Annotated in this window: 9 protein-coding genes; 6 read left to right on the top strand and 3 right to left on the bottom strand. The window is 58.3% G+C overall.

Annotation, left to right across the window (positions count from 1 at the left end; genetic code table 11):
- Positions 1 to 124 precede the first annotated feature (124 nt).
- The gene (gene metH, locus ACIPZE_RS00855; protein ID WP_400770600.1) at positions 125 to 3,835 is read left to right on the top strand and encodes a methionine synthase; all 3,711 of its coding nucleotides are present in this window, start codon (positions 125 to 127) and stop codon (positions 3,833 to 3,835) included.
- Positions 3,836 to 3,892: 57 nt separating this feature from the next.
- Here the strand turns inward: metH and ACIPZE_RS00850 are convergent, their stop codons facing one another.
- On the bottom strand, positions 3,893 to 10,951 hold the full coding sequence (locus ACIPZE_RS00850; protein ID WP_400770598.1) for an NEL-type E3 ubiquitin ligase domain-containing protein: 7,059 nt from the start codon (positions 10,949 to 10,951) through the stop codon (positions 3,893 to 3,895).
- Positions 10,952 to 11,128: 177 nt separating this feature from the next.
- Between ACIPZE_RS00850 and ACIPZE_RS00845 the strand changes: the two genes are divergently transcribed.
- Entirely contained in the window at positions 11,129 to 11,347 is a 219-nt protein-coding gene (locus ACIPZE_RS00845; protein WP_129394150.1) for a DUF2970 domain-containing protein, read from the top strand.
- Between the two features lie 6 nt (positions 11,348 to 11,353).
- Here the strand turns inward: ACIPZE_RS00845 and ACIPZE_RS00840 are convergent, their stop codons facing one another.
- Positions 11,354 to 12,427: an ABC transporter substrate-binding protein gene (locus ACIPZE_RS00840; protein ID WP_283436331.1), complete on the bottom strand. Its 1,074-nt coding sequence runs from the start codon at positions 12,425 to 12,427 to the stop codon at positions 11,354 to 11,356.
- Between the two features lie 524 nt (positions 12,428 to 12,951).
- Between ACIPZE_RS00840 and ACIPZE_RS00835 the strand changes: the two genes are divergently transcribed.
- Both ACIPZE_RS00835 and ACIPZE_RS00830 read left to right on the top strand, forming a co-directional pair.
- A complete protein-coding gene (locus tag ACIPZE_RS00835) occupies positions 12,952 to 14,610 on the top strand; it encodes a nitrite/sulfite reductase (protein WP_129394152.1) in 1,659 nt (552 codons plus the stop codon).
- Positions 14,594 to 15,088, top strand: a complete 495-nt coding sequence (locus tag ACIPZE_RS00830; RefSeq protein ID WP_129394153.1) for a DUF934 domain-containing protein — start codon at positions 14,594 to 14,596, stop codon at positions 15,086 to 15,088. Before ACIPZE_RS00835 ends, ACIPZE_RS00830 begins: the two co-directional genes overlap by 17 nt.
- A gap of 66 nt (positions 15,089 to 15,154) precedes the next feature.
- On the opposite strand, the gene sohB is transcribed toward ACIPZE_RS00830, so the two are convergent.
- Entirely contained in the window at positions 15,155 to 16,186 is a 1,032-nt protein-coding gene (sohB, locus tag ACIPZE_RS00825; RefSeq protein ID WP_129394154.1) for a protease SohB, read from the bottom strand.
- Positions 16,187 to 16,392: 206 nt separating this feature from the next.
- Here sohB and ACIPZE_RS00820 point away from each other — a divergent pair, with 206 nt between their 5' ends.
- Both ACIPZE_RS00820 and ACIPZE_RS00815 read left to right on the top strand, forming a co-directional pair.
- Complete coding sequence (locus tag ACIPZE_RS00820) at positions 16,393 to 17,103, top strand: histidine phosphatase family protein (protein WP_400770595.1); 711 nt, start codon at positions 16,393 to 16,395, stop codon at positions 17,101 to 17,103.
- A gap of 64 nt (positions 17,104 to 17,167) precedes the next feature.
- Positions 17,168 to 17,485 carry an SCP2 sterol-binding domain-containing protein gene (locus ACIPZE_RS00815; RefSeq protein ID WP_053120860.1) on the top strand — a complete coding sequence of 106 codons (318 nt, stop codon included), beginning with the start codon at positions 17,168 to 17,170 and terminating at the stop codon, positions 17,483 to 17,485.

Raw genomic sequence — 17,485 nt, 5'->3', positions numbered from 1 at the left:
CGATTCTACAGTATGACGCTCGTACCAACATGAGCGATATTCATGCAAAAGCGCCACATGCTCTAAAAGCGCACAGGTTTGTTATGATCCCGCTCCTTCGTAATGGTCTTTCCGAGTAGTCCAAATGTCCGATCGCAGCGTCCGCCTTCAAGCTCTCAAGCAAGCTCTCAAAGAGCGCATCCTGATACTCGACGGCGGTATGGGCACGATGATCCAGAGCTACAAGCTCGAAGAGCAGGATTATCGCGGCAAACGCTTCGCTGACTGGCCAAGTGACGTCAAGGGCAACAACGACCTGTTGGTGATCACCCGTCCCGATGTAATCGGTGGCATCGAGAAAGCCTACCTGGATGCCGGCGCCGACATTCTGGAAACCAACACCTTCAACGCCACGCGCATTTCCATGGCCGACTACGGCATGGAAGAACTGGCCTACGAGTTAAACGTAGAAGGCGCACGCCTGGCGCGCAAGATTGCCGACGCCAAGACCGCTGAAAACCCGGAAAAACCGCGCTTCGTCGCTGGTGTCCTCGGCCCGACCAGCCGTACCTGCTCGCTGTCGCCGGACGTCAACAACCCGGGCTACCGCAACGTGACCTTTGACGAGCTGGTGGAAAACTACACCGAAGCCACCAAAGGCCTGATCGAGGGCGGCGCCGACCTGATCCTGATCGAAACCATTTTCGACACCCTCAACGCCAAAGCGGCGATCTTCGCCGTGCAAGGCGTGTTCGAAGCGTTGCACATCGAACTGCCGATCATGATTTCCGGCACCATCACCGATGCCTCCGGCCGCACCCTGTCGGGCCAGACCACTGAGGCATTCTGGAACTCCGTCGCGCACGCCAAACCGATCTCGGTCGGCCTCAACTGCGCGCTCGGTGCCAGCGAATTGCGTCCGTACCTGGAAGAGCTGTCGAACAAGGCCAGCACCCACGTTTCCGCGCACCCGAACGCCGGCCTGCCGAACGAGTTCGGCGAGTACGACGAACTGCCGTCGGAAACCGCCAAGGTCATCGAAGAATTTGCCCAGAGCGGCTTCCTCAACATCGTCGGCGGTTGCTGCGGTACCACGCCGGGCCACATCGAAGCCATCGCCAAAGCTGTTGCCGGTTACGCACCGCGGCAGATTCCGGACATTCCCAAGGCTTGCCGCCTCTCGGGTCTGGAGCCGTTCACCATCGATCGCAGCTCGCTGTTCGTTAACGTCGGCGAGCGCACCAACATCACTGGCTCGGCGAAATTCGCCCGGCTGATCCGTGAAGACAATTACACCGAAGCGCTGGAAGTCGCCCTGCAACAGGTCGAGGCCGGCGCCCAGGTGATTGACATCAACATGGACGAAGGGATGCTCGATTCGAAGAAGGCCATGGTGACCTTCCTCAATCTGATCGCCGGTGAGCCGGACATCTCCCGCGTGCCGATCATGATCGACTCGTCGAAATGGGAAGTCATCGAAGCCGGGCTGAAGTGCATTCAGGGCAAGGGCATCGTCAACTCGATCAGCATGAAAGAAGGCGTCGAGCAGTTCATACATCACGCCAAACTGTGCAAGCGCTATGGCGCCGCCGTGGTGGTAATGGCGTTCGACGAAGCCGGTCAGGCCGACACCGAAGCGCGCAAGAAAGAAATCTGCAAACGCTCCTACGACATTCTGGTCAACGAAGTCGGCTTCCCGCCGGAAGACATCATCTTCGACCCGAATATCTTCGCGGTTGCCACCGGTATCGAAGAACACAACAACTACGCTGTGGACTTCATCAACGCCTGTGCCTACATTCGCGATGAGCTGCCGTATGCGCTGACGTCGGGCGGCGTGTCCAACGTGTCGTTCTCGTTCCGTGGCAACAACCCGGTGCGTGAAGCCATTCACTCGGTGTTCCTGCTGTACGCGATCCGCAACGGCCTGACCATGGGCATCGTTAACGCCGGTCAACTGGAGATCTACGACCAGATCCCGGTCGAGTTGCGCGACGCCGTTGAAGACGTGGTGCTCAACCGCACGCCAAACGGCACTGACGCCCTCCTCGCCATTGCCGACAAATACAAGGGCGACGGCAGCGTCAAGGAAGCCGAGACCGAAGAGTGGCGCAGCTGGGAGGTCAACAAGCGCCTCGAGCACGCTCTGGTCAAAGGCATCACCACGCACATCGTTGAAGACACCGAAGAGTCGCGCCAGTCGTTCGCGCGCCCGATCGAAGTGATCGAAGGTCCGCTGATGTCCGGCATGAACATCGTCGGCGACCTGTTCGGCGCCGGCAAAATGTTCCTGCCACAGGTGGTGAAATCCGCCCGTGTGATGAAGCAGGCCGTGGCGCACCTGATCCCGTTCATCGAGCTGGAAAAAGGCGACAAACCGGAAGCCAAGGGCAAGATCCTCATGGCCACCGTTAAAGGTGACGTGCACGACATCGGCAAGAACATTGTTGGCGTGGTCCTCGGTTGCAATGGCTACGACATCGTCGACCTCGGCGTGATGGTGCCGGCAGAGAAGATCCTGCAGGTGGCCAAAGAGCAGAAGTGCGACATCATCGGCCTGTCCGGTCTGATCACGCCTTCGCTGGACGAGATGGTCCATGTCGCTCGCGAAATGCAGCGCCAGGATTTCCATCTGCCGTTGATGATCGGTGGAGCCACCACCTCCAAAGCGCACACGGCGGTGAAAATCGAGCCGAAGTACAGCAACGATGCGGTGGTTTACGTGACCGATGCCTCGCGTGCGGTCGGCGTGGCGACGCAGTTGCTGTCCAAGGAACTGAAGGCCGGTTTCGTCGAAAGAACCCGCGCCGAATACGTTGAGGTGCGCGAACGTACCGCCAACCGCAGTGCCCGCACCGAACGCCTGAGCTATGCCGCCGCCATCGCCAAGAAGCCGCAGTTCGATTGGGCGACTTATCAGCCGGTCAAACCGAACTTCACTGGCAGCAAGGTGCTGGACAACATCGACCTCAAAGTCCTGGCCGAATACATCGACTGGACACCGTTCTTCATCTCCTGGGACCTGGCCGGCAAGTTCCCGCGCATCCTCGAAGACGAAGTGGTCGGTGAGGCCGCTACATCGCTGTACAAAGACGCGCAGGAGATGCTCGCCAAGCTGATCGACGAGAAGCTGATCAGCGCCCGTGCGGTATTTGGCTTCTGGCCGGCCAACCAGGTGCATGACGACGATATCGAGCTGTACGGCGATGACGGCCAGCCATTGGCCAAACTGCATCATCTGCGCCAGCAGATCATCAAGACCGACGGCAAGCCGAACTTCTCCCTTGCCGACTTTGTGGCGCCGAAGGACAGCGAAGTGACCGACTACGTCGGTGGTTTCATCACCACCGCCGGCATCGGCGCCGAAGAGGTGGCCAAGGCTTATCAGGACGCTGGCGACGATTACAACTCGATCATGGTCAAAGCCCTCGCCGACCGTCTGGCCGAGGCTTGCGCCGAATGGCTGCACCAGCAAGTGCGTAAAGAGCACTGGGGTTATGCCAAGGACGAAACCCTCGACAACGAAGCGCTGATCAAAGAGCAGTACAGCGGCATCCGCCCTGCTCCGGGATATCCGGCCTGCCCGGATCACACCGAGAAAGCTGCGTTGTTTGCGCTGCTCGACCCGGAAGCTGAAGAAATGCGCGCCGGACGCAGCGGCGTGTTCCTCACCGAACACTACGCGATGTTCCCGGCAGCTGCGGTCAGTGGCTGGTACTTCGCCCACCCGCAAGCGCAGTACTTCGCCGTGGGCAAGGTCGACAAGGATCAAGTGCAAAGCTACACCTCGCGCAAAGGCCAGGAGCTGAGCGTAACCGAGCGCTGGCTGGCACCGAACCTCGGCTACGACAACTGATTACAGGGGTTATTGCCGACGCCGGATTTACCGGCGTCGGCAACTGCGCGTGCTGTTCTATGCGTTGGACAGATGACTTGAAGAGCCGGCAACAGGCGTTTTTGCAGCATTGATTGCATCGATCTCCTGCTGCGAAAGCTCGATCATCTTCACGTTGCGTTTGGCCGTACGGTCGAACAACCGGCTCAAGTACTCTGGATCGTCAGCGCTCAGAACGTCATCTTCGGCGTCACCAAGCAAGTCCAGCTCTTCCAGTTTCCTGAAGTCCTCGGGGAACTTCTCCTGAAGGTATTCCACCCAGTAATCGCGCTGAATCAGATCTTCGAGAAATCTGTCGGACCGCTCGGCGTTGCTGACTTCGGTTCGCGCCTCCACCAGTTGTTGCGGGCTGACGCCCGAAGCATAGGTCATGTTTTTCGGCTGCCCCGGCAACTCCAGGCCATCCTCCCAGCCGTCGGTCAAACCGATTCGATAACCCAGGCGCACCTCGGCCTCATCGAAACCACTGCGTGCTGCCGCCGCCTTTGCCAATTCGTCGACTTTGTCCAGGCGAAACAGTCGTCGCGACAGACTCAACAACACCCCACCTTTTGCGTCTGATCGACCTGACGGTAAATCCCGCAACGCGTTATGGGTAAACACCTTGGTTTCCAGCCCGCTGAAGGTAAGGATGCGTCCATCGACGCAGGTCCCGTGGGTGGTAGCGCCGGCGAAAATCACTTCCCTGAGTTCGGTGTCAGCTGCGGCCGCTTCCATGACGGTCCATACCCGTCGCGTCAGATCCGCGTTGGCGACCCTGAACTCTCGGCTGTCCTGCAATCGCTCAAGCAGATGAAAGAACGCCGCGCTGTCCGGTTCAGCAGCCAGTTGCTCCCAGAGCGTATCCCGAGCCGCCAGTTGTTCAGGAGGCAGATTGGCAAGCCATGGGGCTTTGTATTGCGCCTGCGACGGATCGATAGGTAGGGTTTCGTCGGATTCAATGCTGTCGGTCGTTTCGGTCAAGCCGCCGGCGGCGTCGTCAACCATCTCTTCGAGATCCGTGCGTGAAAAACCCAACACCCGATGGCGCTCACCTTCCGCCTGATAGGCCCTGAGCCGCTCGAGGCTTTCTTCGGACAAGTTGTAGTTGTCGGTCAAGTCCGTACCGTTCATCAATTGCTCGTGACTACCGTCAAGTGCGTCCACGGGCAGCGTGGTGATGTCGTTACGGCTCAGATTGAGCATGCGCAGGTGCTCCGACTCCAGCGCACCTTCCGGCCATGCGTACAGATTGTTGTTGCGCAAATCGAGGGCTTCCAGCCGCCCGAAATAGTTGACATCGAACGACTCGAGGTTGTTGTAGCTCACATCCAGCCAGGTCAGGTGTTCAAGCCCGGAAAGCGACTCGTACAAGAGTTCGGGATCGTAGAGACGGTTGCTCGACAGTTCCAGACGCTCCAGCGCAGACATGTTCCGGATCGACTGCGGCAACGCTTCCAGTTCATTGCCGCCAAGCTCCAGAGTCCGTAGCTCGGTAAAGGCACCGAGAAAACCGTTGGCGCCATCGACAGTCACCCTTGTGCCCGTCAGGTTGAGCGTGCGGACATGCGCAAAATCTTCCGGTAGTGCCGGTATGTCTCCCAGTTGCAAACCGTTCAGGTTCAGCACCGCTTGCGTCACCCCTTCCATGTTGGGCAACCTTGCCCGCCAACAGGTGAGAATTCTCCAGGCCGCCAGACTGCGGGTTTGCGAAGAGATAACCCAGTCCGCACCGCGAATTTCGCGGGTGTAGAGCCAGCCATTGAGTTGCCGCACCAGCGTTTCGAAAGTCTGGTTCCAAGCGTCGATACGAGCACCTGTTTCGATTTCCGTCGCTCCGCTACTGCGCATCTGGCCAATCAACTGCGACGCCTGTTCGGCAGTAAAGGCCGGTTGCATACGCTGAAAAATATTGATCATCAGCGTTTCACCTTCGCCAACTGCCGCCTGGGGAAGTGGCAGCAATTGCCTGGCGATGGAGATTCCGCTCTCTGCTGGTGGAAAGGTCAGCGGGACCGGTTCTTCGGCAAATGCTTGCAGCGCTCCTTGGGGCAGTCCGATTTCAAACTCGATACGCTGTTGCGCAGCTCGCAGCGCAACCGTCGTTGCTGGCGTCAAAGGATTACCGGACAGATTGCTGTTGATCAGCGCATGGCTGTCCAGCAGGGTCTGTGGCAGCGTGGCGATGTTGTTATTGCGCACATCCATCCAGGTCAGTTGAGCCAGATCTTCAGCTCCCGCAGGCCACGCTTGCAGATCGGCATTTCGCAGATTGAGCGCTTTCAAGCGCGACAGGCCACCGACGTTCAACCCAGTTAACGGGTTGTTATGCAGGTCCAGCTGTTCAAGCGCCGGGAACGCCTCCAGGCTTGACTGCAACTGCTGAGTGTTCACCAACAGATTGTCGGAAAGGTCCAGCCGGTTCAGCCTTGCCAGGCTGCCCGGTTCGATCGGCAACGCGTGCAGAGCGTTGCCACTCAGGTTGAGCGTTTGCACTTCTTGAAAGGCGCTGACGAAATCGCGCAGTTGCAAGGCATCGACGCGCTGGCCCAACAGAAGCAAGGTACGCACGTGAGAAAACGCATCGGCAGGCAATTTCGGCAGCTCGCTCAGCATCAATCCCGATAAATCAAGGGTCGAAGCGGAAACCGTCGAACCGTATCGCTTGAAAAGCCCTTTGCGCCAATTGGTCCTGATGGCATGGATGGCGTTGGATCGCCCGATTATTTCCCTGAGCGTTTCCTGAAAGGCCATGGCCTTTTGCAGCCACTCGACAAGCTGTTTGTCGAGCGTTGCAAACTGCTCGCTCAGGGCTTCGATTGCGGCGTAGCGCTGTTGTTCATCAGGCCATTGCTGGAAAAACCGCTCGAAGATACTTTGCGGCGCCTGGCTCAGGCCTTCGCCCAAACGCTGCAACTCGCCTTTGCAGTAATCGCGGATCATCGCTTCGCGGTCTATCAGGTGCACGGGGAGTGTCCTGGCGTACTCGTAGGCGACCTTGAAGTTTTCGCGGGAAAATCTCGACCAGTCCAGTGACAAACCGGACCATAACTTTTCGTGCCCCTTGAGCAACCCCTCAGGCAAGTTACTGATCCCGGTATCCTTGAGGCTCAGTCGTTGGAGCTCCGGGAGTTCAAGCACGCCGGTCGGCCATTCCAGCAAGGAGTAGGCGACGATCTCCAGCTTGCGCAGCTTTTGCAGGTGGCTGACGTCGAATGTGATCGGCTGATAGCTTGCAGAACACACGGTCAGTTCTTCAATCCGCACCAGCATGCCCAACCGTGCGGGCATGTCAGCGGCAAACGGGACGGCGCTGTAAAGCGTCAGTCTTTTCAACGCCGGCATCCCCTGCAAGATTTGCGGCACATTGCTGAACAGTTCGCTCGTCGCATTGATGCGCAACTTTTCCAGGTTCGGGAAAACAGCCAACAGTGAGTCGGCATTCGCATCCGTGATGCAGCGGCCGCGTACGCTCAACTCTCGCACGTGCGAAAAGTCCGCAGTCAAGGCTGGCAACGGCTCATCACAGATCAATTCCAGCTGTGCATAACGCGGATGGTCCTGCGCCAGCGGTGACTCGCGCCAACTCTGTTTGATATTGCGCACGACGCTCGCTCTGCCACCGATCAACGATTGCAGCGAGAGTTCCGGCGTCGACTCGCCCTCCCATTCGGCGAGTGTCGAGTCGAGCTCTCGCCATTCACGCGTGCGCCTTTGCAGAAGCTCGTAGATCTGCATGTCAGTCTTTCCCGACGCCAACTGCTGAAGAATGAAGCCGCCCGCTTGTTGATCGGTGAGGCCCGGATAAACATTCTGAACCCGTGTCACCAGCAGTGGATTGACGCCCTGCCCGCGTCCACTGGCGTAGTAACCGAGGCCATGACCCGGCACGCGCAGCGCCGGTTTGAAGCGCTTGCCGGTGCCATGACGCGTGCCGGCCAAGCGGGCCAGTTCAGCGCGATAATGATGCACGTGATCAATCACCAGACGACGCAGGGACGCACTCTGACTGACGTCAGCAAGCCCCAAGGCCTGACGGGATTTGTCGGGCAAGGCATGCATGACCGAGGCAAAAAAATTATCGCCTTGCCGAGGAATGCCATTGAGTGCCTCTGCATGTTCGTTGAAGGCCTGATAGGAGGGCCCCTGCTTGACCAGGTATTTCAGTTGCCGCGAAGATTCGCTGCCGACACTATCAATCAACGGTCCGTGAGTGCTGCCCTCGCGCACTTCGAGACGCACATCGTCTGACCAGCCAGGCAGTCTTTCGAGTACGCGCAAAGCGAGCCACTGACTCCCGGATGCGGCCAGGTTATCCATGTGTAACCCGACGACCGCATGATCGAAGCGCCTGCCTTGAGCGTACCTGCGCGATTCTTCAAGCAACCGCAACGGCAACCGCCCGCCTGTTTCCAATCGCGCGAGTTCTTCGGCATTGGCCTGCATGCATACCCTGATCGCTGCAGAACTGCCGAGCCCGGGCGTGGCCTTTTGTAGGCGGCTGATCCACGGGGCCTGCAATGCCGGTTCGGCATAGAGCTGCTCGAACATTGTCGGTTGACGGGTTTTGAGGAAGTCCACCAACTGCGCTCTGAACTCGACGGGCCGGTTTGCGCTGACGCGGGCCGCTTCAGATCCCAGCAGGCGGACTATTTCCTGCTCGTCCAGCGCCTCAAGAAGGATGGCGGGCATTTCGGCAGTCAGCACATCGGCGCGGGCGATCTGAATCGGTGCCTTGAGAGCGCCACCTGGAAAAAGTGACGCGTCACCATGCTTGACACTCGCGCCTGACAAACCCGGGCCGTCGAAAACCTCAAGCACGCGTCCGGTGGGCCATCGAGGCATTTGCGGCAGCAATGACATTGCCAGCAGGAAAGGTTCCTCAACGGTGGAACCGTCCTCAATGTTCTCGATGATCCGGCTCACGGCCTGGTCAGCCTCGAACAGGCGCAATGTATCGGCCAACGCCAGTGGCGCAGGCGAATGGTCCAGATGCATCTGGCGCAGAGCGTCATCACTGACCCCGCTGAGATCCGCGATGTTGAGCAATTGCTCATCGGAAAAGGCTTCGGTGCAATGGCCGATGCGCCGCAGCAGAGTCAATCGATCCCAGGTCAGCGGTCGCTCGAAGGTATGTCGCCAGGCGCCCAGCCGGTTGTGTTCGAGGATGGGCCGATAGGCTGACGCATCGGTCGGATGGAGAATGCGCCATTGTTTCAGTTGTTCATCAAAAGCCGTTTGATACACCTTGCCCTGCTGACGAATGTAGGTCTTGCCATTCAGTCGATGCAGGCCTTGCGCATCAGGGACAGACGCGGCGAACGGACCGTCAGTGCTTTCATAAGGCGCAAGATCAGGTGCCCACAAACGTGGTTTGCCGTCGAGGCGTTCAACGGGCTCGGCCTTCTCGATCACCGGCACCGATTTGGCCGCACTCAATCTGCCCAGGCCCTTGCCTGCACCTGCCATTACTCCGATCAGCGCGAGGTTTTCTGCAACATCGACCAAGTGTCCCTTGGCCGCCTGGCGATCACCCTCAGTCCATTCGATAGCGCCCTCGAACGACTCATACAGCAATTGACCGGCCATTACCGTCATCATGATCTCGCCCAGCACCGGTACGAACATCGACACCATGTTCAACGCGAGCATGCCGAATTCCAGCAAGTGATTGAGCCGTTTCGCCCGCACGTTCGCGTCGACATCCGCCGTCGGTACGGCGCGGGCACGCGCATCGGCGATGAATTTGTCGCAATGCTGTTCAAAGAGGTACTGCCACAGATCGGTATTGGCGGCCCAAATGCCTGCCGCGCCGTTGCGCACGATACCGAACGGATCGAGGTAAGGATCCTCCTCTGGTTCACGCTTGCCCTGGTGCTCGGGCGGCAGTTCCTTGATCTGCGTGAAAACCGAGACCGGCGGGATCATCTGGACGACTTTTACCCAGATCGAACGCAACGGGTCTGTCGGTGCATCTGCCGCAGGCCGGGTGAATTGACTGAAGTAATAAGGACGGTCGGCATAGGTGAAGAACTGACTGAAAAAACGCTGGTAGGCCGTTGCCGGCTCACTCGACGGCGAAGCGTCCCGTGCAGTGAACTTGCGTTTGAAGACTTCGCGCATCTGCGCTGAGGTGTAGCGTTTGAGCGGATGTTCCGGGTCATGGGGGATGTAGACGATGAAATCGTTGGTGTAGCGATACTGTTCGCTGATGCTGAACACTACGCAGCCGGTCATCCGGTGTTTCATCAGGCTGAGGTCGCGAAACCAGACGGATTTCTTGCCCAGGCGCGGATGGACTTCGCCATCGACGACCGACAGGAGCATTCGGTAGTCGTCTGGCTCGATGTCCTTCTTCAGCAACGCCAGTTCGGCGGCTGCGCGCATCGCGGTTTTCTGACTGCTGATGAATTGCTCACGCAATGTTCCGCTCGACTGGAAAAACGCTTTCACACGCGTCTGATAGAGCGCGCCAATATCCAGTGTTCGACACAGCGAGAGAAACTGTGTGACGGTCATATCGAGTGTCACCGCCTGGAACGTATCGGCGGTCGAAGCAGCGACGAAAAATCCGGATTCGCGATGAAAGGCCCCTTCCTCACATTCCGCCGCTTCGAAGTTATGCAGAGCCGCTTGCAGCATGGGCAGCTTCAGCACTTCGAAGGTCGACACTTCGATTTCCAGCACGCTGACTTGCAGAGGGCGCCTGAGGCATAGCAGGGTTTTATTGACGTCGAGTTCAATGTTGAATTGGCTTTTAAGCGCCTTTTTCAGTTGAGCCTCGGCAAAAACCTCGATGCTTTCAAGCGCGGCCATGCTCTTGTCCAGTCGTGACTGGGCAAGAAAGCCTTCGGTGGTATGCGCTTGCAAGTTACGCCGTTGCTCGACGGACAGCTGCTGATACCAGTCGGGTAATTGCGTGCCGGCGTTTTTAATATGAGCGCGGCGCTCGGGGCTGGCGTCGATCAACCAATCGGGGACCATCTGCTCGATACGCTTGCCGTGAAGACTGGCGCTGGCCAGCGTCTGCTTATCGAGGCTCAACGGAGGGTTGGAAGACTGCGCAGCTGCGGGCAGCGTCGGGGGATGAATGGTCATTCTGTCGCTCCTGAAAAGTGGAACGACAGGACACCATTCCTGCCGGGGCGAACTGCGGTACATAGTTATCGCATCGGCGATGAGTTGTTACCAATCGCTTCAGCTGAGCAGCCCACGGCAAGGGCACTCTTCGGTGAATTGACTATGCTGTCTGGGACACACACAGACGGGGGATTTATGGACGATCCAGTCGACAACAAGCCACCCAGCTTCTGGCAGATGCTGCACAGCGTCATGGCCGCGGCGTTCGGGGTGCAGAGCGGGAAAAACCGGGCCAGGGATTTCACCCATGGCAAACCCAGCCATTTCGTGATTCTGGGCATTCTGTTCACGGCGGTATTTGCCTTGACGCTGTTGGTCATCGTCAAAGTCGTACTGCATTTCGCCGGGGTCTGAAGCCCTTCAGTGCATCAGGGTTTGCAGATCGAACGGATAGCGATACGAGGCCGGACGGCCCTTCGCCGAAAGTTGGCGGAAATTCACGTCGTAGTTCGGCGCTTTACCCATGGCGAGCATTTGTCGGGCGTGGGCCTTGTCGACCAATTGCAGTAATGGAATCTGCCGGTCACGACCGCCGTACTGATCGAGGTCGACACCAAGTTCATGGTCATGCAGCTCGACCAACGCCCAGCCTCCCAAGGTGAAATGGCCACCCACCAGCGCACTCAATCGCCCATCGACGACAGCCTGCAACGCGGCGGGTGAGGTGTTGACTGCGCTGAACAGCACATCTTTGCCGGGGGTTTTGCCGGTCTCGACAAAAGCGCGCATGGCACCGAAGGCCATTTCATCGTTGGCCGACCACACCAGCGAAACCTCGGGATAACGCTTGACCAGTTGTCTGGCCTGCTCATAGGCGCGTTGCTGAGTCCAGCCGCTGTAAACCAGTTGTCGCAAGCGCACCTGCGGATGTTCGGCCAAGGCACGCTGCATGCCGTGCTCGCGCAACTGCGCCGACGGTGTAATTTTCAGACCGGAAAACGCCAGCACTTCGATCTGCCGGTCGCTGGCTACGGGAGGGTGCAGACGAATCAGCTCCTTCATCATCATATAGCCGCCCTCCTCGTCATTCGGCACCAGACTGCCGATGCGGTCCGCTCGCTCACCCAACAGCGCTTGCTGGTTGGGCGTCAATGCCGCGTTGACCATGAACAGCTTCACGCCGCTGCCCTGCGCCAGTCGCAGAATCTGCGGCGCGATGTACTGCTCGTTGACGAACACCAGGTAATCGGGGCGACTGGGGCCCTGCAAGGCAATTCTGGCCTGGGCCAGGGTGAGTTCAGGTTGGCGCTGGGAATAGAGGATCTGCAGATCAATGCCCAGATTACGCGCGGCCGACTGCATGAACTGCGAATAACTGATCCAGAACGCTTCTTCGGTCGAGCCCGGATTGAGGAACAGCACCGATTCCGCCCGCGCGCTGATGCCGAAGGCTGCGCCGAACACGAGAAGTCCGATATGGAGAAACTTGAACATGAAGCATCCGGGCCCAAGGAAATATGGCCGCGCATTATAGCCATCGATCAACCGGCTATTGACGCTTGATCCCGTTTTTTGTCCGACAATCGTCGGACCCGGGCCCGGATGGGTCGTTTACTGATGACTGACCCAGAATACCGCTGTTCCTACAACCAGAATGATCAGGAACAAAATGGCCCATGCATCGACACTGCTATCGCTTTTTCTTGCCTTGGTCGGATTGCTCATTGCATCGCCTCTTATCGGTTTTATCGGTGATTGCAGAAAGACTCGACCACAGTTAAGACGATGATTGTCCGCACGACAAATGTGGGTTAGTTGACAGCCATTCTCGTTAGGCGATTTGGTTCTTTACATATACTCAAACATCACTTTTGCGCATAACTGCAAACGGGTATATTGCCCCGGCTCCTCTAGGGAGTGCGCGGCCGTGCGCGCAGAATTGCAGAGGCACAATCGGACTCCGGCAAGCGAAAACGCAGTGCTAATCCGAATGGCCCAAGCCTGAGAACAGGACTTATATGTACGTATATGACGAGTACGATCAGCGGATCATCGAGGACCGCGTCAAGCAGTTCCGTGATCAGACCCGACGCTATCTGGCAGGTGAGCTGAGCGAAGAAGAATTCCGCCCCCTGCGCCTGCAAAATGGCCTCTACATCCAGCGCTTTGCGCCGATGTTGCGTGTGGCGGTGCCTTACGGCCAGCTGACTTCGCGTCAGATGCGCATGATGGCCAAGATTGCCCGCGACTACGACAAGGGCTACGCCCACATCAGTACGCGGCAGAACGTGCAGTTCAACTGGCCGGCGGTGGAAGACATCCCGGACATTCTGGCTGAATTGGCGACCGTGCAGATGCACGCGATCCAGACCAGCGGCAACTGCCTGCGCAACGTCACCACTGACCAGTTCGCCGGTGTTGCCGCCGACGAAGTGATCGATCCGCGCCCATGGTGCGAAATCGTCCGTCAGTGGACGACGTTCCACCCGGAATTCGCCTACCTGCCGCGCAAATTCAAGATCGCCGTCAACGGTTCGACCGCTGACCGTGCCGCTATCGAAGTCCACGACATCGGCCTCGAGCCGGTGCACAACGCCGCTGGCGAACTGGGTTTCCGCGTGCTGGTCGGCGGCGGTCTCGGTCGTACGCCGGTGGTGGGTGCGTTCATCAATGAGTTCCTGCCATGGCAGGACCTGTTGAGCTACCTCGACGCCATCCTGCGGGTCTACAACCGCTACGGTCGTCGCGACAACAAATACAAGGCGCGGATCAAGATCCTCGTCAAGGCACTCACGCCAGAAGTGTTTGCGCAGAAAGTCGATGCGGAAATGGAGCACCTGCGCGGTGGCCAGACCACACTGACCGAGGCCGAACTGCAGCGTGTGGCCAAGCATTTCGTCGATCCGGACTACAAGGCGCTGGACAACCAGACCGTGCAACTGGCCGATCTGGACAAAGAGCACCCGGGTTTCGCTCGCTGGCGCACCCGCAACACCCTGGCACACAAGAAGCCGGGGTATGTTGCCGTGACTCTGTCGCTGAAACCGACCGGCGTTGCTCCGGGCGATATCACCGACAAGCAGCTGGATGCCGTTGCCGATCTGGCCGACCGCTACAGCTTCGGTCAACTGCGCACATCCCACGAGCAGAACATCATTCTGGCCGACGTCGAGCAAAGCCAACTGTTCACCTTGTGGGGCGAGTTGCGTGAAGGTGGTTTCGCCACGCCGAACATCGGTCTGCTGACCGACATCATCTGCTGCCCTGGCGGAGATTTCTGCTCGCTGGCCAACGCCAAGTCGATTCCGATCGCCGAATCGATCCAGCGCCGTTTCGACGATCTCGACTACCTGTTCGACATCGGCGAACTCGACCTGAACATCTCCGGTTGCATGAACGCTTGCGGCCACCACCACGTCGGCCACATCGGCATCCTCGGGGTGGACAAGAAAGGCGAAGAGTTCTACCAGGTTTCCCTCGGCGGCAGTGCCAGCCGTGACGCCAGCCTAGGCAAGATCCTCGGCCCGTCCTTCGCCCAGGAAGTCATGCCTGACGTGATCTCGAAGCTGATCGACGTGTACGTTGAACAACGTACCGAAGACGAGCGCTTCATCGACACTTATCAGCGTATTGGCATCGACCTCTTCAAGGAACGCGTCTATGCAGCGAATCATTAAGAACAACGCGGTTGTCGACGAAACCTGGCACTTGCTGCCAAAGGATTTCAACATCGACGAGATCAGCAACTGTGACGACTTGATCGTTCCACTGCAGTTGTGGCGCGAACACAGCCGCATGCTCAAGGCTCGCGACGGTGGCCTGGGTATCTGGCTGGACGCCGACGAAGAAGCCGAAGAAATCGGTGAAGACGTGGCTGAGTTTCAGGTGATCGCGCTGAATTTCCCGGCGTTCACCGACGGCCGCAACTACTCCAATGCTCGTCTGCTGCGCGACCGTTATGGTTTCAAAGGCGAGCTGCGGGCGATTGGCGATGTGCTGCGCGATCAGCTGTTCTACATGCATCGCTGCGGTTTTGACGCCTTTGCCGTGCGCCCGGATAAAGACCCGTACGAAGCCCTGGAAGGTCTGAAGGATTTCTCGGTGACCTATCAGGCTGCCACTGACGAACCGCTGCCGCTGTTCCGTCGCCGCTAAGCCCGCAGGTTTACGCGATACAAAAAAACGCCGGTCATTTGACCGGCGTTTTTTTATGCTTGCGGTTTACCAGAAACGTTGCTGGGTCAAACGGCTCCACCAGCTCAGCAGCACGCGGTCGACAGAACCGCTGGCGGCCATGCCGATGCGCTCCTGCAGGCTTTTGCGCTCGGCATAGTGCAAGTGATAGACCTCGGCTTTCTTCGCCCGGTCTGCGAGGTACTCGTCACTGGTCTTGAGCTCGTCCACCAGTTGCTTGTCGAGCGCCGCGACACCGAGCCAGACTTCACCGGTAGCGACGTCATCGATCGCCAGTTGTGGCCGGTAACGCGCGACGAAGTTCTTGAACAGTTGATGGGTGATGTCCAGGTCTTCCTGGAACTTCTCGCGACCTTTCTCGGTGTTTTCGCCAAATACGGTCAGGGTGCGCTTGTATTCACCGGCGGTCAGCACCTCAAAATCGATGTCGTGTTTTTTCAGCAGGCGGTTGACGTTGGGCAACTGCGCAACGACGCCGATCGAGCCGAGAATCGCAAACGGCGCACTGATGATCTTCTCACCGATGCAGGCCATCATGTAGCCGCCGCTGGCCGCGACCTTGTCGATGCAGACCGTCAACGGCACGCCGGCTTCACGGATCCGCGCCAGTTGCGATGACGCCAGGCCATAGCTGTGGACCATACCGCCGCCGCTTTCGAGACGCAGCACGACTTCGTCTTTCGGGGTGGCGAGGGTCAGCAGTGCAGTGATTTCGTGACGCAGGCTCTCGGTAGCCGAGGCCTTGATGTCACCGTCGAAATCCAGCACAAACACCCGCGATTTGACCTCGGGTTTGTTCTTCTGCTTTTTCTCGCTCTTTTCGGTTTTCGCCTGGCCTTTGCGTAAAGCCTTGAGCTGGTCCTTGTCGAGCAAGGTCTGCTCCAGTCGCTCACGCAGGCCTTTGTAGAAATCATTGAGCTTGCTGACCTGCAACTGCCCCGCCGACTTGCGCCGGCCTTTACTGCGCAATGCGGCAAAACTGGCGAGCACCACCAGAATGGCGATCACCAGGGTGACGGTCTTGGCCAGAAAACTGGCGTACTCGGTGAAAAACTCCACAGCGACTCCTTAAAACAATGCGCGGGTGCAAAACACACGCTCGGGATAAGTCCAGCATACCCATGCGCCGGCTCGTCGGCCAGCCGTGAAACCTCTGGCAACACCCCTGTAACGGGCATTTCAAACAAGCGTATGTTTTTTCATTGACAGCTCGGCGGCATCCTCATAACCTCGCCAAACCTTCAACGTACCGGGATGACGCGGACGTGGGCAGCATCTATTTGATTCGACATGGCCAGGCCTCCTTTGGTGCAGACGACTATGACGTCCTGTCGCCGACCGGTGTGCGCCAGGCAGAAGTACTCGGTCAGCACCTCGCTGAACTGGGCATCCGCTTCGATCGCTGCCTTGCAGGTGACCTGCGTCGCCAGCAGCACACCGCCACCAGCGCAATGGAGCAATTCACTGCCAAGGGCCTGCCGGTTCCGATTCTCGAAACCGATTCCGCATTCAACGAATTCGACGCCGACGCGGTGATCTGCGCGTTGCTCCCGGCCATGCTGGAAGACGAACCGGAAGCCCTCGACGTCCTGCGCAATGCCGCGCAAAACCGTGCCGAGTTCCAGCGTATTTTTGCCCTGATCATCGAGCGCTGGCTGGCCGGCACCTACGACACGCCGAGCCTTGAAAGCTGGCTGGGCTTCGTCGAACGCGTCCAGGCCGGGCTGCAGCGAATTCTTGAACAGGCCGGCGATAAGCAGAAAATCGCCGTGTTTACTTCCGGCGGCACTATCACCGCCCTGCTCCACCTGATTACCCAAATGCCTGCCAAACAGGCTTTTGAATTGAATTGGCAAATCGTCAACACCTCGCTCAACCAGCTGAAGTTTCGCGGTCGCGAGGTGGCTCTGGCTTCCTTCAACAGTCATGCACACCTGCAGCTGCTGAAGGCTCCGGAACTCATCACTTTTCGCTGAGTCCGGATAACTGTGACCCTTGCTGTAATCACTCAGCTCCTATTACCCAAGAAAGGATCGAACCATGACCTCCGTAGCTGATGCCGTAAAAGCAATGCAAGCCAAGTTCAACCCAGCCGCTGCTGCCGGTCTGGATCTGGTCTTCGGTTTCAACATCACCGACGAAGACAAGCAGTACTCGCTGATCGTCAAAGACGGCACTTGCGACATCCAGGAAGGCGAAAACCCGGACGCCAACTGCACGCTGGTGCTGGATAGCGAAACCCTGAAAGGTATCGTCAGCGGCGAAACCGACGGCATGCAGGCTTTCATGGGCGGCAAGCTGCGCGTTGAAGGCGACATGATGTTGTCGATGAAACTGTCCGAGCTGTTCCCTGCGTAA

Source organism: Pseudomonas sp. NPDC089741, assembly GCF_044748825.1.
GTDB lineage: Bacteria > Pseudomonadota > Gammaproteobacteria > Pseudomonadales > Pseudomonadaceae > Aquipseudomonas > Aquipseudomonas helmanticensis.
Note: the sequence above shows the minus strand (reverse complement) of the source record. Positions and strands in the feature narration are given on the sequence as shown.